Origin of the sequence: Roseinatronobacter monicus (genome assembly GCF_006716865.1) — a bacterium.
In the GTDB taxonomy this organism is placed as follows: domain Bacteria; phylum Pseudomonadota; class Alphaproteobacteria; order Rhodobacterales; family Rhodobacteraceae; genus Roseinatronobacter; species Roseinatronobacter monicus.
In genome coordinates this window covers 80,873-101,696 of the sequence record NZ_VFPT01000003.1, presented here as the reverse complement: position 1 = coordinate 101,696, position 20,824 = coordinate 80,873, and the positions used below count along the sequence as shown (strand labels likewise).

Below are 20,824 nucleotides of genomic sequence, written 5' to 3'. Positions count from 1 at the left end.
AGGCAGAGTATCGAGAGGGGGCTTTAGTTGGTGGCCATAAGCACCCGCTCTTGCGCAAGCTGGCCAGGGGCCGCATGGCGCTCGCACCCGCCTTCCTTCAGCGGAATGCTGGCTGTCGTGCAGCCCATTTCGGCCAGGAAGCTCACAAGACCGACAATCGTCTTGAACTCGCGGGTCTTGAGAATGCTGCGACTGGTCACAAGCCGCATGGCATGGCGTCCATCCTCCGTCACAGCGCGCGCCATCCAGACGCCATACCATGTGTTGTGACGCTTCTCGGCGGTTTGGGTGCAAGCCACCTCCAGCAAATACCCATTCGCCAAAACACCACGCAGCACTTCCTCGGTTACCACATTGGGCTGGTCATCGCGCGCCTCTATCATTTCGGATCCTTTCTTGACCGTGCAAAACTTATCGATGGTGGGGCATAGGGCATCTCGCAGGGCATAACAACAAGAATGATAACAAAGAGCCTTGATAGTGTCTTACATGTGGTATTGTATGCCGGTCAGCCTATGGACAAATCGGCATACCCAGCGGCACCTTGAGGTCATGATGACGGCCAAGCGTTGCGGTCGCACGCAGCCATCGCGCCCGCGATCAAATGCCTGCGCCTCTGGCACCTTTGCGATCCCGCCGCTATGGTCGACGGAACTATATTCCCCTCCGATCATGGCCAACGTCGCGCAGGCGAGGGCTGTGATTTCTTGTGAAAACATTTTTTTGGAGAGAGAAAATGCGCATTTTGACGATCATCGCCGCCCTGTTCTGGGCATCGCTGGCCCAAGCCGAGCCGCTGCGGATCGCAAGCTGGAACATCGAGCATCTGGTTGCCAGCACTGACAGCGGCTGTCGGCCGCGCAGCGAGGCGGATTTTCAGCGGGTGCGCGATGTCATCGCAGACGTCGATGCCGATATCTGGCTCTTGCAGGAAATCGAAGGAGAAGCCGCCCTTGCCCGGGTCTTTGACACAGATGACTGGGTTGTCCATGTCGAGGACCGCCGCCCGCGCCGCTCCTATCCCGAATGCCGGCACACACCTGGTCAGCACCTGTCCATGCAGGCCACCGCGATTGTGCTGCGCGCGGGCATCGCGCATCGCCGCCTGCCCGATCTCAAAGCACTCGATGTCTCAGGGCGCGGATCCCTGCGTCACGGTGTTCTGATCGAGCTGACAGGGCCCCGCCCTCTCACCATTCTCAACACCCATCTGAAATCCGGCTGCTTTGAAGGCGCAGGACGTCAAGCCTGCGGTGATCTGTTCGCGCAACTGCCAGTATTGCGTGACTGGTATGACGCGCAAAACGGGCCCGTCCTCATCGGCGGGGACCTGAACCGCCGCCTCGAGGTTCCAAATGATACCTTCTGGGCCGTTCTCAACGAATACAACGATCTGCACATCGCCGGAGCCGGTATCCGGCCCAACTGCCTGCCCCAGTACCGGGAGTTCATAGATTTTCTGATACTGAACGATGACGCGGTCGGTGCGAAGCTGCAGGGCTCGTTCGCCGAGACGACCTTCAGCGGGCCAATCGCCGACTACCCGTCGGATCACTGCCCGGTCGCGATCGATATCGACCTGGGAAAATTGTGATCGCATGAGCTTCAGTACTGATCAGAATGGGCGAGGGCGGAGCGGAATTTCAGACACTGTGACCATGTGACGTGCTCGTCGCGACTTGGTTTCGGAACCTGTGTGAACCATTGAAGCTGCGCGGATCTGATTGGTCTGATCGTGGATACGGAGTGCCTTTGCCTGGGAAACGGGGTAGCAGCTCCATTAGCTTTGGGGTGACGCCTTCGGCAGTGCCCCCAACTGCCGTTGCCCCGCCCGGGAAACCCACCAGCGCTGGATTCAGAACTCCGTGACCGTGAAAATCAACGGCGCGTGATCCGAATAGCGCGCGATCCAGTCGTCCTGCGCGGCCACATCATCCAGTTCCGCCCAGCCGGCGACACGCACCTCCGCCCCATCGCCCTGATCGGCAAATTGCATGTGCTGTGCGGCGATTACATGGTCCAGATCAGACGGCCCCAGCGACGAGCCCGACCCTTTGTTGAAACTTGCCGGATGGGACTTGCGCAACAACCGCATCCCCGATCGCTCGAACCGGCGGGCGGTGCGCGCGATCTCTTCTTCCTGGCTCACCCCGACTGGGCTGAACGACAGGTGCATCCCCATCAGGTTCAGGTCGCCCGCGATCACGAAAGGAACCTGCGCGTCCGGCTCAGTTCCTGTCGGCCCGCTTAGCAGCGCGCGCCACAGGCTGTTGGCGCGCTCGATCATGGCTGTGCGCAGCCCGAACCCCTCTGGGTCGGGCATGGATTTGAGATGATTGAACAGGATCGGCAGGTTGCGGCCTGGCTCGGGCGACAGCGTGACCAACATCCCCGGACGCAGCGCGGGATTGTTGCGCTTGAATTCGCTGCGCTGAGTAATAAAGCTGCGGAGCCCCGCGCGCACCCCGACCAGTATCTCCATGGTCTGGGGACCTTCGGTAATGGTGATATTGTAGTCAGGAAGCTTCTGGGAAAACGCCTCGAATACCGCGCGCCCAGTGACCTCCTGAATGGCGAAGACATCGGGCGACTCCTCGCGGATAACATCGGCAACGCGTCGCACCCTGTCGGCGCGCGGACCCTGCTGATGGGTGCCGCTGAAATGCTCGACGTTCCAGCAAAGCACCTTGATCGCCATTGCGACATCCGCCTTAAACCACAACCATAAGAAGAGCGTAGCAGGCGAGATCATCTACGTCAATTTTCTAGCCCGACCGCGCTGCTCAGCGCACCCGCCGCGAACTGCACAGAATCCAGACGATGAACCCGAAAACGGGAAAGGAGAACGCGCCGACGATCCAGAGCGTGGTGGGCCGAGAGATGATCACCAAAATGATGATGAGCACCACAGCAATCAGATGCCAGCCTGCCGGACGCGAGTACCACACCGCGCCCTCGCGGGAAGGGCTGGCGCGCTTTCCCATGATGCCGCAATGACGTGGACATCACCTATGGCGTGGATTGAGCCACCGCGGTTTTCAGTTCACAACACCTGCGCCCGAGGTCGTCGGAATTATATAACCTCTGTTTGCACCGAGAATACATGCGCGGCCGCTGCAGGAATCGGTGTATCGCTCCTATTGTCCAAACGGGCGACGCGCGTCGCAGACGGCCGGCTCATAGAACGGACCGTTGCCGGAAGGCAGATCAACATCGCACATGCACGGATAGACGTTTGCGTCAGCATGTCCGATGCGCCGAAGCGCATCAACCGCAGTGCGGGCGCGTACGAACCCGCGGGCGAGGTCTGGTTCGCGCTGGCTTACAGCTATGCAAAAGCTCCAAACATGCATAGTATCACCTTGACCGAAAAGGGTTAACGAAGGGTGAATGGAGCAAAGTCGATGGACGCGGACGATCCAGATACCGCCTTGCGCCTCGCCGCTTTTTCCCATGTTCGCAAGCTGGGAATGCTCCATGACGCTCTGACGTCAGAACATCTTTTGGCAGGTTTCACTTTCGAGGGCGAAAGGGTTCCACTGGTCAATCCGCAGCGCGGCATTTTCAAGCCGAAACGCATGCCGTACCTCCTCTCGATACGGACAGTCTTTCCGAGAGCCGGCCGCCGTGTGTGGTATGATGATCAGCGCGAAGTCCATGCACAGATCTACGGCGGCCATGAGGCGGTCGACTATGCATTCATGGGCGATAACCCTGATTCCGCCGACAACCAGTGGCTGCGAGAGGCCTGGGAGCGACAGATCCCCATTATCTATTTCCTGGGTATCGCCCCGAAGCGGTATCACGCCATCCTACCGGCTTTCATCGGAGGCTGGGACGCTCGGAGCCTCAAGGCCCAGGTGGTCTTCGGCGAGGCCGCGTCCAGTGAGATGGCTCCGCCAGAAAACGCCGCCGAACGGCGCTATGGGCTGCGCGTAGTCAAGCAGCGGCTGCATCAGGCTCAGTTCCGCGCCGCCGTCATTGCGGCTTATGGAGGTCGCTGCGCGCTGTCGCGCCTGCCCGAAGCTCGGCTTCTGGATGCCGCACATATCGTCGCTGATGCTGACGAGCGGTTCGGCCAGCCGGTCGTGCCCAACGGCTTGCCTCTCTCGAAGATCCACCATGCTGCCTTCGATGCCCATTTGATCGGCATCGATCCGGATTACCGCCTGTATGTGTCTGAACAACTCCTCTCCCAACAGGACGGCCCGGTCCTCGAGGCGTTAAAATCTCTCAACGGCGAGGTCATACACCTGCCGAGCCGGGAACGGGATCGCCCCGACAGAGACAGGCTCGCCTCACGTTTCGAGATATTCCGGTCGGTGGCGTGAGATTCATGGGAATGTCGACGCGGGGATATGAAGGAGAGGCCGGACGCGCCCTTGCTGAACGCTATGAGACCGTTGATCCAGCGGTGCTCCATCAGGCACTGGTTCCGCATTTGCCGCCGGCGCCTGCCGCCATCCTCGATGTGGGTGCCGGTTCAGGGCGCGACGCAGCCTGGCTGGCCAAGTTGGGACACAGCGTGCTTGCGGTTGAGCCCTCAGGCACGATGCGCGCAGAAGGCCAGCGACGACACCCGTTGCCTGGCATTGCTTGGGTGACCGACAGCCTGCCGGGGCTCGAATCGGTATTCCGTCTCAGCACAGCGTTTGATGTAATCCTTCTTTCGGCAGTCTGGATGCACATTCCGCCCTGTGACCGCCCCCGCGCTTTTCGCAAACTGGTCACGCTTCTCAAGCCCGGCGGCACGCTGACCATCACTCTCCGGCTCGGACCGCCAGCGCCCGACCGCGACATGCATCCAGTAGATGTCGCTGAGATCGAAGCGCTTTCGCGGGCCCACGGAGTGGCTGTCTTAAACGTGGATCATACCCCCGATCGCCTCGGAAGAGGCGAGGTCTCTTGGGCACAGTTGGTTTTGCGTCTTCCAGACGACGGGACGGGCGCGCTTCCTCTTCTGCGCCACGTCATTCTCAACGACGCCAAATCAGCAACCTACAAGCTTGCTCTGTTGCGTGCTGTGGCTCGTGCCGCCGATGGCGCCCAAGGTATGGCCCGGCCGATCGACGACAATACTATAGCCTTGCCGCTCGGGCTCATCGCACTGAACTGGTTGCGGCTTTATAAACCCCTGATCGACGCCGACCTTCCGCAAATGCCACGCAATCGCGGGCCCGTGGGGCTCGGGTTCATCAAGGACGGGTGGCACGGGATCGCTGAGCTCTCAGCATCCGATCTACGGGTGGGAGCGCAGTTTAGCGGCATGCGAGCTGCAGCGCTCCACGCTGCGCTACGCGACGCGGCTGTTACGATCGCGCGGATGCCGGCCACCTACATGACCTTCCCCGGATCGCAGGCACCGGTGCTGCCAACACGCACTGGACGTGCGGGTATAGCGCCTTCGCGGCTCTTCGTAGATGCCGGGTATCTCTGGGACTTCGGTGAACTTCGGGTGCCACTCCATCTATGGCGTGCAATGGTGCGTCATGACGCCTGGATCGAGCCGGCGCTGGTGGCAGAGTGGGTGCGCCTGATGGAAGGTTATGCCCGGGGCCAAGGACGCGATCTCGATCCAGCCTTGGTAGCCCGTTCTATGCGCTGGCACGAGCCCAGCCGGGACGTCGCTTTTGCCCGCAAAACTGCTGCACTGTTGATAAGTGACAGCGCCGTATTCTGTGTCTGGACGGGTCGGAAACTCACAGAAAGACGACTCGACATCGACCATTGCCTGCCCTGGGCGGCATGGCCCTGCGAGGACCTCTGGAACCTCCTGCCATCCGATCCGACCGTCAACCGCCATAGCAAGCGCGACCGGTTGCCTGCTGCCGAGGTGCTGGACAGCAGCATGGATCGAATCTTCGATTGGTGGGAACGAGCATGGCTGCACCAGCGCAACACCGCTGAGAGATTTCACGTCGAAGCGCGTGCTTCGCTACCGATCTGCGAGGACACAGCAGACGGCCCGGCGCCGATCTTCGCAGGTCTTCAGGCTCGTCGGTTTGCGTTGTGGGCTGACCAGCAAGTGCCAGAATGGCGGCCATAACGCCCCCTTTCTGCCGATCGCTACACCTGCGCAGAAATTCTTCGCACTTGCGGCATCACCGAAGTGGAGCGTGATGCGCGGACATTGAACTCTTATCGCAACGGCCGCAGAAAATGACGAAGCAGACGATCATAGTCGCCACTGTGTCCTGCTTTTATTAGGCTTTACGAAGTAGCGGCCACCATCTCTAAGGGCGCGCACTGTGCGCGCTGCCATCCACCGAGTAAGAGCGCCGCAGCCATGCATGTGGCCGCAGTCGGGTACAAAATTGAAAGAAAGCGGCTCGATCTACCCAGCTTCGAATATGCTCGCAACGGTGGACGACCTTGGCGTTGTTACAGAACTCCCGCCGCGCGGGATTCACATCACGAATCCATGCGGTTAGACGGGCGGCACAAGTAAGCCCAAGCCAGCCCACTACCGCACGACGAACTGGTCTGACTACAACACCCGCCGCTGCCACAGCGCCATTAGCGCGCGCGGCCGTACCGCGATCATCCCGACCCGCAAGAATGGTCGACCGTGGAAGGAGAATTGCCCGGCCGCCAAGGCACGCAACGAAACCCTGCGCGCCACGCGCCACTACGGCAGGGCGTTCTGGAAGAGGTGGACCGGATACCACACCCGCAGCCGCGCCGAGGCCAAGATGCGGGGCCTCAAGTCCTTCGGCGAGCGCATCGCCGCGAGAGACCCCGACCGCCAAACCGCCGAAATCCACATCCGCGTCGCGCTCATGAATCGCTTCAATGCCCTCGGCACCGCCGAGATCGTTCGCCTGGCATGAACCTCAGGGGAAAGGGAGCCCTCACGTCTCAGGCCGCCTTTCTGCAACAATACCGACGACCTTCAAGACACAAAACACTTGAACCGGAGGCCGATTCAGACGAACTTAACTTTGAAACAACTTGGCGCTTGGTGGGTGTCGGTTAATCCTGCTCAAATTTCGCGTACGAAACACCGGAGTCGAAATATTAGTGCCCAAAGAAACAACAGCCGTAGCAAGTGAGGTCAAATTATTGAGGGACGTTAAAATGCAACCTTGGATCGTTGATGCAAAAGATATTACCGACCTATCGACCATAACTCAGTTTGACAAAGGTCTACTTATCTCGTCACCTGCAATTCAATCGTTTCTTTCTCCCGCTGGAATGCAGACAAATATAGTCTCGGGCCCAAAAGGATTTGGCAAGACTCTTCTCCTTAAATTGAAGCGACAATCGCTTATTGAACGTGGTTACTCTTACATCCCAGAAGATCAGCTAGTCGATAAGCCAGTTGGTGTTCCAACTATTGTTTCCAGAAAATCTCTCGGGCCACTTCTGAATTCCACACAGTATTGGAAACAGGTTTGGGAGGTAGCCATATCTATTGCTGTTTTGAAGAAGGAAGGAACTTCGGTTTCAGGACTTAAGTGTTCTGTCTTAAGCGAAATATTTATAGACAATTTACTCACCAGTCCATGCGATATATTCGATTGTGTTCTATCTTTAACCAGAAAACAATTCTCTCTTGCTCTGGAGGATCTGAGACGAGTTCTCGTACCAAATATTAGAAATATATCCTCACAGTTTGCTTTGTTCATCGACAACGTTGATGAGTACTTTGAAAGCGCCGCAAGTTATGCGGAAACTGAAAGCTTGCTCGCCACCGGCGACATCCAACTCTGGGTGTTTGCGCAGTGCGGGCTTGTTTCGGCAGCAAGAGAAATAAACGGGGTAAATAACCACATAAAATGCTGGGTGAGCATCCGGTCCGAGGCGATGGAATACCTGATTGCTAACGACCCCATGGCGGCGCAAGTTGGGGGGTCGACGGTCTCACTTCGGTATAGCAAGACAGATCTTGTTAAAATTCTCCAGAAGAACATCGCAAATGAAGAGGATAATAGACTATTTCAAATTGGAACTGACGAATTTGAGAGATTCTTCGGTCTAGATGCTATGGAAATAGAAAATACTTATGTAGCGGAAAGTGAAGCGATTGTCGACTATGTGCTGCGGCACACCCTGTCACGGCCTAGAGACATCGCAATCATTGGGAAGGCGATCTCGGATATCCCGCCATCCCGCCGAACTGAAGAACACGTTTCTCAAACAATTAATGAGCGAGCGACATTTATTGCCCAAACCTACTTGGCAGAGGCGCGAGTTCATACGCCTGGATTCCGTCCAGATATCTTGTTCAGTCTAATTACATCGAATACGCTAACGCTGAAAGATTTATCTCGGATTTCCTACGAATATGATGCCGTACTTAACCAATTTTCAGGAGAAACCGTTCAAAGACATCCGTTCTGTACACTCTATCGGCTCGGTTTGCTCGGGATTGTAAAGAAGCTGGGAGGTAACCGTGCGGCCTACCAGTCCTTCCCAGCGCCTGGTGAGGTGGGCTTCCTGACAGAGAACGTGCTTCCATCTGCACCTTTTTATCTTGTTCATCCAGTTCTTGTGGGACTGATTTCACGGCGTAACAAGGACTTTCTAAACAACATCGATCCGCTAAACATTGTTGGAAACGATCGGAGGTGGCATGCGATAAATGATGTTGATTTCGTATTTAAGGGTGACGTGGTTGGCTATAGTAAAATCATGGCAGATCCTGATCTCGCACCGAGATTCCCCGATATTTTTTGCGAAGTAGTTGAGAGAGCCAAGTCAAATAATGGCGTTTTTGCAGAAATTAGCGGCGGAGATTCTATTTTACTACAGGGAAAAGTGCCGGAGAAACTCGTTTCAGCTGTTCACGACATCAGACACGACATGCTTAAAAGCTTATTCGAAGCCAAATTACGGTTCGCAGGCGACGCTGGCTTGATGCGCTTTCGTGATGATGGCACTGGGCCACAAATTTCTGGAGGAAAGAGTATTCGAGTAGCTGCTCGTTTGGAGCCGAAGGTAAAAGAAGACTGGGTGGTTGTTACGGATCGTTTCCAGTACTTTTGTGAGCAACAAAGACAATCACGCTTCAAGCGACCATTCAAGATGATCGAACTGGCGTCGACAGACTTACCAGAAGTGCCCTCGCAAGATGGCCAATTCAATTTAGCAAAGAACGATGTAGAGCCAGCTATACTTCACCGACTATATCGGCTCCGAAGGTAACTTCCGCTATCGCGGATTGCGTACTGGTATGTGCCTATTATCGCCTTGCCCTTAACGAGGCTCTGCCTCAATCTGTGTGGCGGAGGGGCAGCATTCGGGCTCTGAGGAGTTCTGGTCCGGAGCGGCCGTACATTGCGCGTTTCAGGGTCTTCAGGCGATTGATTTGGCCCTCCGCTTGATCGTTGCTCCACGGCAGTTCGATGGCATTGCGCACGGCATTGATGTCACGGTGCAGCGTCCTGGCAAACCGCATGAACGACGGAATACCCGTCTCGATGGCGTCGTCGATCCATCCGGCCAACGGGGCGGAGTGATCGCCCATTGGAACAAGAAGGCGGTCTATGGCCTGCTGTTCAAGGCATCAGCAGAAACGGTGATCCCAACTTCAACACTTGGAGCTCGAAATCCGTTGATTTCGGCTCCTTGGTTCCAATGATTTCAATTGGTTGGGCTCGAAGGTGGCGAAAGTCTTGTAGTTACATGCAAGGTTTATGAAACGCCTTGTATAAAACGACGGATCGCGATATTTGGCATTCCATGTTCACGCGCATCACGTCCAACGGCGGCCGCAGCTACCTGCAGATCATGGAATCCTTCCGTAATGCGGACGGAAAGCCGCGCCTGCGCGTCGTCGCCAACCTCGGGCGCGTCGACCAACTGGAGGACGGCAGCCTGGACGCCTTGATCCGCGGCCTCAGCCGTGTCGCGGGGCGTGAAGTCCAGGAAAAGGTTAAGGTTGAGTTCCAGAGCGCCCTTTCCTACGGCGACGTCTTTGCGCTGCATGAGATCTGGAAGGATCTTGGTTTTGACCGCGCGCTCGGACGGGCGCTGCGCTCCGGCAAGCGGCAGATCGATGTTGAGGCCCTCGTGCGGGCCATGGTCTTCAACCGGCTCTGCGCCCCCAACAGCAAGTTGGGCGTCTTGCGCTGGCTGGGCACGGTCGCGATGCCAGCCATGCCGGAAAAGGTGGAGCATCACCATCTCCTGCGTGCCATGGACGCGCTCATGGACCATGCTGATCGGGTGGAGAGCGAACTCGCCAAACAGATCCGGCCCTTGGTGGATCGCAACCTCACGGTCGTCTTCTACGACCTGACCACCGTCCGCATCCACGGGGAAGGTGAGGTCGAGGAGGACCTGCGCGCCTATGGCATGAACAAGGAAACCGGGGGCATCGCCCGCCAGTTCGTCATGGGTGTGGTGCAAACCGCCGAGGGCCTACCGCTGATGCACACCGTCCATCCCGGCAACGTTGCAGAGACCAAGACCCTGCAGGCCATGCTGGCCACGGTGCTGCAGCGCTTTCCCATCGAGCGGGTCATTCTGGTCGCGGATCGCGGGCTGCTCAGCCTCGACAATATCGGCGCCCTCACCGCACTGGCACAGGAAGGTGGGCGCACGCTTGAGTTCATCCTCGCCGTGCCGGCACGGCGCTATGGTGAACTGGTCGAGACTTTCCGTGGTCTTGCCTTCGATGGGGATGGTCTGGCCGAGGCGACCTTCGCGGGCCATCGCTTGATTGTTGCCCATGACCCTCTGCGCGCCGCCGAGCAGGGGGAGGCTCGCCGCGCTCGCATCACTGAGCTCGAGGCCATGGCCGAGAAGATGGTGGGCAAGCTGGACGCCCAGGACGGAGGGGCCACACCCCAAGGGCGCCGCGCCTCCGACCGCGGGGCCTACAGCCGCTTCACCCGTGCGGTTGCCGATGCTGAAATGACGCGCTTCCTCAAGGCCGACCTGACCGCCGATCGCTTCTCCTGGTCGGTGGAGGAAGAGGCTGTGGCCAAAGCGCAGCTCTTCGACGGCACGCTCGCGCTGATCACCAACACCACGGACATCAGTCCCGCTGAGGCCGTCGCCCGCTACAAGGGCCTCGCCGATATCGAGCGTGGCTTTCGAGTCCTCAAATCCGACATTGAGATCGCCCCAGTTCACCATCGCCTGCCTGATCGCATCCGCGCCCATGCGCTCATCTGCTTCCTGGCGCTGACCCTCTACCGCGTCATGCGCATGCGCCTGAAAGCCAAGGGCCACGCCGCAAGCCCTAAAGCCGCCTTGGAACTTCTCGCCAAGGTCCAGCGCCACAACGCAAAAATCGCCGACCGGGCGGTCGCCGGAATCTCCTCGCCAACCCCTTCCCAACTGGACCTCTTTGAAGCACTGAACGTGCCCCAAATCGCCTGAACCTCACCGCGGTAGTTACATAAACGACCCTTCGGGTCTAATAGAAACAATCACTTAGACGTTTTGCTGTTGAAGTTGGGGGTGATGACCATCGCGGCCGATCCCAAGCGCATGGGTGCCCGGGTGGGCATGACCAGCGTCCTTCACACTTGGGGCTCGGCGCTGACCCATCATCCGCACATCCACATGATCGTCCCCGGCGGCGGCCTGTCGCCTGATGGCACCAAGTGGGTCGCCTGCCGCCCAGGTTTCTTCTTGCATGTGCGGGTTCTGTCGCGCCTGTTTCGGCGCCTGTTTCTGGGTAAGCGGCGGCTACGCCCCATTGGGTTCGGGCTTGCGCGTTGCTGTGATGATGCGGAGCGACGAGCGTCTGGTAGCTCGTCATGTACCACACGACGAGGTCCCTATGCATCCTTGTCCTGCTGGGCGTAGGCCCAGGGCATCAGCGCATCGATGTCCTTGTCGAGGTGGCCATTGGCCAGCTTGGTGAACAGATCGCGCAGATAAGCATAGGGTTCGACGCCGTTCACCTTGCATGTGCCGATCAGGCTGGCGAAGCGGGCCCAGTTGCGGCCACCCTCGTCGGAAGCAGCGTCATGATGCCGGGAGTCTGGGTTTTGATGCGGTTGTCACGTACCCTTTTCACCCGCTTTGTGGCCAGACAGTGGAAGTTGTCGGATCGGTCGAGCACGACTTTTGCCGCCACCTTCTGATCCGTCAATTGCGTGGCGGAGCCTTTTATCTTCCAGCGTGGATGATTGCCCCCGAAGCAAAGTTGATCAAGGTTGTTGACACACCCCGGCTTCCGCTTGAGCGATTAAACGATCTTCGTGCGCTGCTGGATCAGCTTCTACACTCCTGTTTGGACGAAACGGCCAGCACAGGAGATGTCGATGACCCGCCCCACATATCAACAACCCGATCTGTTCGCGCATCTGGCGCCCAAAGTTCACTGGACGCAAGGCGACCGTCAGAAGGCCATAATGCTTCTTCGGAATTTGCTGCAAGAGGCGATGAGCGAACCACTCCTACCAAATCAGCCACTGATCGAACAGGAGGCCGGCAATGACCAAGATCACGCCTGAGCATCTGGGGCGCAGCGCCTATATTTATATCCGCCAGTCTTCCACATATCAGGTGGCCAACAACTTGGAGAGCCAACGTCGGCAATATGGGTTGGTCGAGCGAGCACGCCAGTTGGGGTGGGAAAGCATCGAGGTCATTGATGAAGACCTTGGCAAATCCGGCAGCGGGGGTACGGAGCGACCGGGATTTCAGAAGCTTCTGGCCGCGATCTGCGAGGGCCGTGTTGGCGCAGTGCTTTCCCTTGAAGCGTCAAGATTGGCGCGCAACGGGCGAGATTGGCACAGCCTGCTGGAATTTTGCGCTGTGCTGGGGACACTGATCGTGGACGAGGACGGTCTTTATGACCCGCGTCTGATAAATGACCGCCTGCTTCTGGGCATGAAAGGCACGATGAGTGAGATGGAGGTGTCGGTATTCCGGCAGCGCTCGGCTGAAGCCATCAAACAAAAGGCTCGCCGGGGCGAATTACTGACAACCTTGGCGATCGGCTACGTCAAGACCGATGACAACCGGATCGAAAAGGACCCCGACCGCCGCGTTCAGGAAGCCATCGCTCTGGTGTTCCGGAAATTTGCCGAATTGCAGTCAATCCGTCAGGTTCTTCTCTGGTTTCGGGACGAGGAAGTGGTTCTGCCGCGCGCAATCTACGGCGGTGGGGCACCGCGTATCACATGGACGTTGCCGGTCTATCCCACGCTGCACCACATGCTGACCAATCCCGTCTATGCCGGGGTCTATGCGTTCGGGCGCCGTGGCAGTCGGACCATCATCAAGGATGGACAAAAACGCCAAAGCCGTGAAAGCTTCAAGCGCAACTGGAACGACTGGGATGTTCTGATCCGGGACCACCACTCTGGCTACATTTCCTGGGAAACTTTTAAAAAGACGCAAAGCATGATTGCTGAGAACGCAAATCGCAGTGGCTATGCCGGGCGCGGCGCGATCCGCCGAGGCGAAGCATTGTTACCCGGACTATTGCGATGTGCGCGCTGTGGTCGACGTTTGCGAGTGGCCTATTCCGGGAAAGGCGGCAACACGCAGCGCTATGTCTGTCATGGCACCTTTGGTAACAACGCGCGGCCCAACTGTATCGTGTTTGGCGGCATGCGAATTGATCGCGCGGTTGCGACGGAGGTTCTGGACCGCCTGCAACCCATGGGGATAGAGGCCGCCCTGTCCGCGGTCATTGCGCATGAAGAAAAGCAACACGACAAGCTTCAGCAGATGGAGAACGCACTGCAGCAGGCGCGTTTCGAAGCCAAGCGCGCGCAGCGCCGGTATGATGCGGTCGACCCGGATAACAGGCTGGTAGCAGACGAACTGGAACTGCGCTGGAACGACACGCTGCATCGGGTGCGCGATCTCGAAATTGATATAGACAGGCTCAAGGCGGAAACGCCCGTCACCGTATCCGTGCCGGATCGAGAGCGATTGATGAGCCTGGGGGCTGATCTGACGCAGGCGTGGAGCAGCCCCGGCGTCACACCGGAGACCCAAAAGCGGATTTTGCGGCTTATGATACGCGAAATCATCGTCGACATGACCGAAGATAGCTTGGCGCTGATCATCCATTGGCAGGGCGGTGATCACACGCGCCTAAGCGTCAAGAAAAACAAGGCGGGCCAAACACGCTGGACGATTTCCGGTGAAACACTGGATCTTGTCCGTGTCTTGGCACGTCAGATGCCTGATGAGCATATCGCATCGATACTGAACCGCGCAGGCCGCATGACGGGGAAAGGCCTCACCTGGAACCGAAGCCGTGTCTGCAGCTTGCGCAGCAGGCATGATATCCCCACGTATCGTGAAGGCGAACGTCAAGAGCGCGGAGAGCTCACCTTGGATGAAGCGGCCGCTATCCTTGACGTTAGTCCATCGACGGTGCGAAGGTTGATCGAAGCTGGAGATCTGTCGGCCGACCAGACCTGCAAAGGTGCCCCTTGGATCATCAGGCAACACGCTGTTGAGACAGACAGCGTTCGAAAAGCAGCCGATGCACGCCGCGGAAGACGCCCGGCGCCTGACGATCCACTTCAAATAACCATGAAATTACAGAGGCATACGTAGATGTGTAGTATAAAGCACCCTCGTCATGTCCGGCGAACAGCGCATTGCGGCGGTTCATTGCCGGGCTGCGGATGGCGTTTTCGACAAGGTTGGAGTCGATGTCGACACGGCCATCGTCGAGGAACAGCCTGAAGCCGTCCTGACGTTTCAGCATATAGGCCATGGCCTCACCGAGGTCGGATTTGCGCGAGACGCGGGCGGCCTGCGCCTTCAGCCAGGTGAAGAATTCATCGACCAGCGGACGGGACATTTCCTGCCGGACAGCGTGGCGGTGGTCCGGGTCGGACCCTCGGATGGCGTTCTCGACCTTGTAAAGCGCCGCGATCCGCAACAGCGCCTCGTCCACGATGGGCGATCCCTTCTTCGGCTTGGCCTTGATCAGCTTGCGTCGGCCATGCGCCCAGCAGAAGGCCAGTCGCAGCGGATCGCCACCGGTGCGCTTTGGCGTGGCAAGATGGGTATAGGCGCCATAGGCATCGACCTGGATCGTGCCGTTAAAGCCCTTGAGGATTTCGGCGGCATATTCGCCCTTTCGCCCCGGCCGGTAATGAAACACCACGCCAGGTGGCGCGGTGCCGTTCCAGCCCCGGTCATCGCGCAACACCGCCCAGAGATAGCTCGTCTTGGTCTTGCCCCGCCCGGGATCGAGAACAGGCGCGGTGGTTTCATCAACATAGAGCCGGGTGCTGTCGGACAGCAGTTGTTCAGCCATGTGATCGACAACAGGCGCGATGGCAGCCCCCGTGCGGCCCATCCAATCCGCCAACACAGATCGGTCGATCGGCACACCATGGCGGGCCATCACCACGGACTGGCGATTGAGCGGCATATACTCTGAATGCTTGGACACGGCGACCTGTGCCAGCAGTGCCTCGGTCGGCCAGCTGCCCTCCAATAGATGCGCAGGTGCCTTTGCCTGGACCACACCTGTGCGCCCCTTGGGACAGGCATATCGGGGACGCACGGTGACGATGACCTGATAGCGCGCGGGGATGTAATCCAACCGCTCGGTCCGGTCCTCGCCGATCCGGACCATGTCACCGCATCCACAGGGGCAGACGATACTGTCGGGTTCGACCACCCTCTCGACGCGGGGCAGGCTTTCGGGCAGCGCCCTTGCCTTGCGGGGCGCCCGCGGCTTACGCTTGTCAGGGTCTGGTTCGCTGGCCGCGATCCTGTCTTCAACAGCTGCGATCTGCGCCTGCGTCTTTGCGATGGCAGTTTCCAGGTCTTCCAGCGCCAGTTCCAGCTGGGCGGGGTCCAGCTTCTCGGATTTCGGCCCGAACTTGGTGCGCCGGTAATCCTGAACCTGACCTTCCAGCTTCTCGATCAGCGCCTCAAGCTCTGCGATGAAGGCCTCCTTCTCCGCGACCACAGCCTGTTCGTGCTGGCGCGCAGCACGCTCGACGGAGGCTTCAAATCTCGCATGTTCCAGCGCCTTCTGCTGCGCCGCAAAGGCCTTCACCACCTCGGGTGGCAGGTCCGGAAACTGGCTGAGATCGAAGGGCTGCGACATGCGCATTTCTACCCAAAACGGGACAGAAAGGCCAATAAATCAACGTCAAAAACAGCTGCCTGAGTCATCCTGCCGCAGTCGGTGCCAGCACTCTTTGCGCCACCACCCGCCGCCAATCCAGACCTTCGAATAGAGCTTCCGCCTGCGCCCGGGACAGCCGCATAACCCCGTCCTGAATCTTCGGCCAGGCGAAGCTGCCCTGTTCCAGAACCTTGTAAATCAGGACCATGCCGGTGCCATCCCATAACAGGATCTTCAACCTGTCCCCGCGTTTTGATCGAAACACCACCGTCACCCCGGAATGCGGGTCGAGCTTCAGCTCCGTCTGCACAATCAGCGCCAGAGCGTTATGCCCACAGCGGAAATCCACGGGCTTCGTCGCGATCAGGATCGGCAGCCGCTGGCCGGCGACAATCATGTCGCCCCGCGCAATGCACGCACCAGCGCCGCCGCGCGCTCCACTGTAACATCACCGGGAATACGCAAGCGCAGATCGGACCCGATCTCAATCGTCATCACGCCGATGCCACCCTGCGCGGCCTCGACCGTGGAAGACACCGGCTGATCCATGGGCTCAGGCAGAATGGACAGCGGCACAAAGGCAAGCTCCGCCGCTGGCGATCCGTTCTGCGTATCCATCAGGTCACCCGGCAAAGCCAGCCGACCCTGCCGGGCATGGCGACGCCAATCTGACAGGTGATGTGGGAGCAAATCGTATTTGCGAGCCACATCCACGACCCGAGCCCCAGGCTGATAGCTCTCCGCGACGATCTTCGCTTTCACTTCCGCTGGCCATCGGCGATTGCGCCGTCGCGCTTCAACAATTTCACACCGGCCCATAAATCCGTCGCCACCATCCGCCATGCGCTACCTCCATCTGCTCGCGCAGACCTTCTCGCAGGCATGTCACGCGCCAGGAACAGGACAAATCAATGGGGCGTGGCCGTCGCTTACGTTTCTGGAAGGGCTGATGGATCTGCATCGGACTGGGCAACTGACCTTCTTCGGCGATCTCGAACGGCTGGCGAAGGCTGATGCCTTCGCGCAGTGGCTCGCCCCATTCCGCAAATCCGAATGGGTGGTCATCGTGCCAGAGGCGCGTCTTCGACACGACGCCAAGCCACCCTTCGGCGGGCCCGAGGCCGTGCTGGCCCATCTCAGCCGCTACACCCACCGCGTCGCCATCTCGAACGCGCACCTGGTCAGCACCGATGCCCAGACCGTCGCCTTTCGCTGGAAGGACTACCGCATCAAATCCGGCGACCGCCAAAAGGTCATGCGGCTGGCCACGCCCGAGTTCATCCGCCGATTTCTGATCCATGTCTTGCCTGACGGCTTCCATCGCATTCGGCACTACGGCCTTCTGGCCAGTGCGACCCGCAAGGTCAACATCACAAAGATCCGCGCCTTGCTCTGCGTCCAGCGCCCCGAACAGCCCGCCGCATCAGGACCCGACGCCGAAATCATCCCACTCACCCTGCGCGAACCATGCCCCTGCTGCGGTGGCCCCATGCGCATCATCGAGGTCTTCCGCCGCGGGCAAAAACCAATGTCGCGCGCGCCACCACAGGAGCGGGCCGCATGACACACCGCCTGTCAGATGACGCGGAACGCCACCGGCTGCACCCCGCAGACCCGGCTCAACCCACATACGCCAATCGTTCCTCAGCGCGAAAACCGACGGCAGGCACGGCAGTATGCAAAGCGATACCAGGATGTTCGACCGCTTCAGTGACCAGCTCAGCCGTGATGCGAACCTTCAGCCGAACGCCTGACACAGCCGTCGCCCCAACCGTCCGCGCACTTTCACCATAGGTCGATCCAAGACCCCCGCGGCTTCCTCCTTCCGAGGTTTGTCAACGTGGGCCGCTAGCTCTTGGCCGCCAATGTCGTGCCGCGGCCCACATCGAAAAACCTTCAGGGAAGCCGTCATTTTCTGCGATCGCGAGGGGGCCTGAATTTGTCGCGGAAGCAGACAATCAGATGATGTCTCGGTAGGTAGTGTAGTTCGCTTCGGGCCTCGCTGAACTGCTGTTTGCGAACATGGTGCATACCGCTTAGGGTGACGCCACAACCTGCTGTCGCGTTGCCATTAACGAGGCTCTGCCTCAATCTGTGTGGCGGAACGGTAGCATTCTCGCCCGCAACAATTCTGGACCGGCGCGGCCGTACATGGCGCGTTTGAGGGTCTTCAGGCGATTGATCTGACCTTCTGCTTGGCCGTTGCTCCATGGCATCTCGATGGCGTTTTTGACCGCATCGAAGTCCCGGTTCAATGTGCGGGCAAAGCGCACGAGTGGCGCCAGGTCGGTTTCGATCGCGTCGTCGATCCATGCAGGGAGCGGGTCTGCTTCGCGGCCGCGCAGGATGCCGTTGAACCGCATGGCGAAACGGCGCATCGTTGCGAAGGCGGGAGAGCCGGTTTTGAGCGCGTCAACTTTCCGCGCCTGATCCGGGGTGAGCTTTCCGCGGGGTTTGATGCACAGCGCGGCCGCGATGACCGGGGAAATCGCGTGCCCAGTTTCCGGGTCCCGGACTGGCTTAAGGATTTCGTGCTCTACCTTGGAGTCGCTTGCTTGCTGTTCGGCTCTGCGCCAACCCGCCAGCAACCGCTGCAGATGCGTTAGACTCCCCTCGTAACCACGCTCTTGGATCAGACGGAACAGGGCGCTTCCAGTTCGAATGCCGTCCTTCCAGCTTTGGCGCAGGAACTCTTCAAAGTACCACGGCGAAGTCCGCTTCAAAGCTGCCCGCCTGCGGTCCGGTGGTGTCTCGAACTGCAGCCATTTCGCGATGCTGCGACGCGGGAACCCTGTTCGGCGCCCGATTTCGCTGCAGGTAAGCCCCTGATTTCGGAGCCCATGGATGGTCGTGAAAATCTCCTCTCGAGACGTCCTGTGCGCAAGGCGTGACTTCAGAAGGTTACCGGCCGCGGCGATGTTGTCGGCGTCGGACAGCAGCGCCCTGCCGGTCGCACGGCCGTGAAGGTTCATTTGCTCCTCGATGGCCTGCCGCAGGTTTTGCACGATATGGAACCGGTCCGCGACCTGCTTTGCCTGCGGTGCCCCTTGCCGTGCAGCCTGGGCGTAGAGACCGCAGCGATCTCTGCTGATCACTTCCACCTCGGGGTGTCGCTTCAGCCAGTTGGTGCAGGTGACGGCATCCCGATCCTCAAGAATGTCGATCACCACGCGACGCTCCAGGTCCACAATAATCGTGCCGTAGGTTTGCGACTTCCGCCAGCTCCAGTCGTCGATCCCGATGACCGTTGGCGCCTCGGCGGCGCCTTGAGCACACTTCTTCAGCTGCCTGAGCACCGTGTCATCGCTGACCCCAAGGCCCAAACGATGCAACAACCGCTCGGCAGGCCGTCCGCCGGTCGCATGCCCAAGATGGCTGACAATCTCCCCGACACGCGAAGTACGACGTGCAAATGGACGCGCAATCGAGACGACCTGGTCCGAGAAAGTCCGGCGCGGGCAAGCGGACGCCAAACATCGCCAACGGCAAACCGCGAGATCAACCGTAACCCCATCTCCATGGGCGGGATAATCCTGCAGTCGCCGACGCCGCCAGCCGTGACGTCGTCGTGAATGCAATCCACAGTCTGGGCAAATGCCGTTGGGTGCCAAGACGCCAGATACAATCCACCCGCCGGATTCACTTCGCTCAACGCTTTGAACGGCAACATCGCTCCCGGGCGACCAGTGCTTCTTCGAACTCACGACTATCCCTCCTGAATTTTCCAGTTTCAGGATAGTTGCGCCACACAAAGTGAGGCAGAGCCGATTTAACGGCAACGCGACATCAGGCGAACATGTGGTCTAGGTCGCATCTTGCAGCGTCTCATAGTGGTCGGCGACGTAGGTTTGCAGGCGTTGCATTTCATTCGTGACAGGTACCTCGACCTGAACATCGAAGCTTTCCAAAACCCGAACTTTAATGCAGCCTGTGCCTGGAAACACGCGGCGACGCGGCATCAGCTCATATGCGCCAAAGATGCAAATGGGCTGGATTGATTTCTCAAGCTCCTGTGCAATCCGCATAGAGCCCGCTTTGAACTTACCAAGCGCGGGGCCATCAACACGCGTGCCTTCAGGAAACAACACAAGAGAAACACGCGGGTCAGCGCGGGAGTACCCATCTATCAGGCTTTGCAGTGCCGTCTTTCCGTTTTTCCGGTCGACCACAAGTATCCCTGAACCTTTAAAGCCGCCCTTGAAAAAAGGTATCTTCGTAAGCTCAATTTTCGCACCGAATGTCACCCAGCGATCATCGGGAATCACCGACACCAACGCCAAAACATCAAGGTTACTTTTGTGGTTCGCAATGATCAGACCGCCGTCGTTTTTTGATAGCTTTGCCTGGCTTTCTGCATCAATGTCGACAAAAATATCGAGGAACCAAAGCAGCATCTGGATCTGTTTTCTGGCCGCGCGCCAATACCAGTTCCGAAAGCCATTCTTCCGACCACAAAAGATCGGGGCCAGCGCGATATACATGAATGCAATGGGGCCATATATAACAAGGATCAGGCGCTTGATCAGAACAAGCCAGCCGGGTTTGCGCTTAGTAGTGTTCACGTATCCCCCAACAGACGGGCTTCATTTCTTCGCATCGACCCGCAATCGTGATGCACCGCACTTTGTTACCGCAGATCCAGCGCATAAGATCGGAACCCAACCGGGCCTTGGTCACTTATGACACAAACGCACAAAGAATCCAGACACAACCAGATCACGCTGAAACCTCTCAACGCGTCCATGACAGATTGCGCGATCTGGGCCGACTGCGTCACGAAAGCGGACTAGGCTTACAGCTTTT

Annotated in this window: 14 protein-coding genes and 6 pseudogenes; 10 read left to right on the top strand and 10 right to left on the bottom strand. The window is 58.7% G+C overall.

The window, feature by feature from the left end:
• Window positions 1-23: 23 nt before the first annotated feature.
• On the bottom strand, window positions 24-383 hold the full coding sequence (locus BD293_RS19645) for a hypothetical protein (RefSeq protein WP_142085235.1): 360 nt from the start codon (window positions 381-383) through the stop codon (window positions 24-26).
• A 353-nt stretch (window positions 384-736) separates the two neighbouring features.
• On the opposite strand from BD293_RS19645, the gene BD293_RS19640 reads away from it, so the two are divergent.
• The gene (locus tag BD293_RS19640) at window positions 737-1,594 is read left to right on the top strand and encodes an endonuclease/exonuclease/phosphatase family protein (RefSeq protein WP_142085233.1); all 858 of its coding nucleotides are present in this window, start codon (window positions 737-739) and stop codon (window positions 1,592-1,594) included.
• Window positions 1,595-1,855: 261 nt separating this feature from the next.
• On the opposite strand, the gene BD293_RS19635 is transcribed toward BD293_RS19640, so the two are convergent.
• Entirely contained in the window at window positions 1,856-2,698 is an 843-nt protein-coding gene (locus BD293_RS19635) for an endonuclease/exonuclease/phosphatase family protein (RefSeq protein WP_170207241.1), read from the bottom strand.
• 85 nt (window positions 2,699-2,783) lie between these two features.
• Window positions 2,784-2,984 carry a hypothetical protein gene (locus BD293_RS19630; protein WP_142085229.1) on the bottom strand — a complete coding sequence of 67 codons (201 nt, stop codon included), beginning with the start codon at window positions 2,982-2,984 and terminating at the stop codon, window positions 2,784-2,786.
• Between the two features lie 420 nt (window positions 2,985-3,404).
• On the opposite strand from BD293_RS19630, the gene BD293_RS19625 reads away from it, so the two are divergent.
• The 4 genes and pseudogenes from BD293_RS19625 (at window position 3,405) to BD293_RS19610 (ending at window position 9,147) form a co-directional block, all read left to right on the top strand.
• Window positions 3,405-4,331, top strand: a complete 927-nt coding sequence (locus BD293_RS19625) for an HNH endonuclease (RefSeq protein ID WP_142085227.1) — start codon at window positions 3,405-3,407, stop codon at window positions 4,329-4,331.
• A gap of 5 nt (window positions 4,332-4,336) precedes the next feature.
• On the top strand, window positions 4,337-6,046 hold the full coding sequence (locus BD293_RS19620) for a class I SAM-dependent methyltransferase (protein WP_142085225.1): 1,710 nt from the start codon (window positions 4,337-4,339) through the stop codon (window positions 6,044-6,046).
• A 442-nt stretch (window positions 6,047-6,488) separates the two neighbouring features.
• Window positions 6,489-6,830 (top strand): annotated as a pseudogene (locus BD293_RS19615) (transposase); the annotation flags it as partial.
• Window positions 6,831-7,020: 190 nt separating this feature from the next.
• Window positions 7,021-9,147 (top strand): P-loop ATPase, Sll1717 family, encoded by a 2,127-nt coding sequence (locus BD293_RS19610; protein WP_142085223.1) that lies wholly within the window; start codon window positions 7,021-7,023, stop codon window positions 9,145-9,147.
• Window positions 9,148-9,214: 67 nt separating this feature from the next.
• Here the strand turns inward: BD293_RS19610 and BD293_RS19605 are convergent.
• A pseudogene (locus BD293_RS19605) lies at window positions 9,215-9,466 on the bottom strand (transposase); the annotation flags it as partial.
• A 218-nt stretch (window positions 9,467-9,684) separates the two neighbouring features.
• Between BD293_RS19605 and BD293_RS19600 the strand changes: the two are divergent.
• Together BD293_RS19600 and BD293_RS19595 are read left to right on the top strand one after the other, a co-directional pair.
• Window positions 9,685-11,331, top strand: a complete 1,647-nt coding sequence (locus tag BD293_RS19600) for an IS1634 family transposase (protein ID WP_142085220.1) — start codon at window positions 9,685-9,687, stop codon at window positions 11,329-11,331.
• Between the two features lie 81 nt (window positions 11,332-11,412).
• Window positions 11,413-11,637, top strand: a pseudogene (locus BD293_RS19595) (transposase); the annotation flags it as partial.
• A gap of 98 nt (window positions 11,638-11,735) precedes the next feature.
• Here BD293_RS19595 and BD293_RS19590 read toward each other — a convergent pair.
• Window positions 11,736-11,924, bottom strand: a pseudogene (locus BD293_RS19590) (transposase domain-containing protein); the annotation flags it as partial.
• A 300-nt stretch (window positions 11,925-12,224) separates the two neighbouring features.
• Between BD293_RS19590 and BD293_RS19585 the strand changes: the two are divergent.
• Together BD293_RS19585 and BD293_RS19580 are read left to right on the top strand one after the other, a co-directional pair.
• Entirely contained in the window at window positions 12,225-12,416 is a 192-nt protein-coding gene (locus BD293_RS19585) for a hypothetical protein (protein ID WP_142085218.1), read from the top strand.
• The gene (locus BD293_RS19580) at window positions 12,397-14,484 is read left to right on the top strand and encodes a recombinase family protein (protein ID WP_142085216.1); all 2,088 of its coding nucleotides are present in this window, start codon (window positions 12,397-12,399) and stop codon (window positions 14,482-14,484) included. The genes BD293_RS19585 and BD293_RS19580 overlap by 20 nt, the downstream gene beginning before the upstream one ends.
• On the opposite strand, the pseudogene tnpC reads toward BD293_RS19580, so the two are convergent.
• The 3 genes and pseudogenes from tnpC to tnpA all read right to left on the bottom strand — a co-directional run.
• Window positions 14,465-16,000: pseudogene (gene tnpC, locus BD293_RS19575) on the bottom strand (IS66 family transposase); the annotation flags it as partial. The gene BD293_RS19580 and the pseudogene tnpC overlap by 20 nt on opposite strands.
• Window positions 16,001-16,064: 64 nt before the next feature.
• A complete protein-coding gene (tnpB, locus tag BD293_RS19570; RefSeq protein ID WP_142085215.1) occupies window positions 16,065-16,418 on the bottom strand; it encodes an IS66 family insertion sequence element accessory protein TnpB in 354 nt (117 codons plus the stop codon).
• Complete coding sequence (tnpA, locus tag BD293_RS19565) at window positions 16,415-16,864, bottom strand: IS66-like element accessory protein TnpA (RefSeq protein ID WP_142085213.1); 450 nt, start codon at window positions 16,862-16,864, stop codon at window positions 16,415-16,417. Before tnpA ends, tnpB begins: the two co-directional genes overlap by 4 nt.
• Window positions 16,865-16,955: 91 nt before the next feature.
• Here tnpA and BD293_RS19560 point away from each other — a divergent pair.
• A pseudogene (locus BD293_RS19560) lies at window positions 16,956-17,585 on the top strand (IS91 family transposase); the annotation flags it as partial.
• A gap of 523 nt (window positions 17,586-18,108) precedes the next feature.
• Here the strand turns inward: BD293_RS19560 and BD293_RS19555 are convergent.
• Window positions 18,109-19,725: an ISL3 family transposase gene (locus BD293_RS19555; RefSeq protein ID WP_425467954.1), complete on the bottom strand. Its 1,617-nt coding sequence runs from the start codon at window positions 19,723-19,725 to the stop codon at window positions 18,109-18,111.
• 99 nt (window positions 19,726-19,824) lie between these two features.
• Window positions 19,825-20,583, bottom strand: coding sequence for a lysophospholipid acyltransferase family protein (locus BD293_RS19550; RefSeq protein WP_142085211.1), 759 nt, complete (start codon window positions 20,581-20,583; stop codon window positions 19,825-19,827).
• Between the last annotated feature and the right edge of the window lie 241 nt (window positions 20,584-20,824).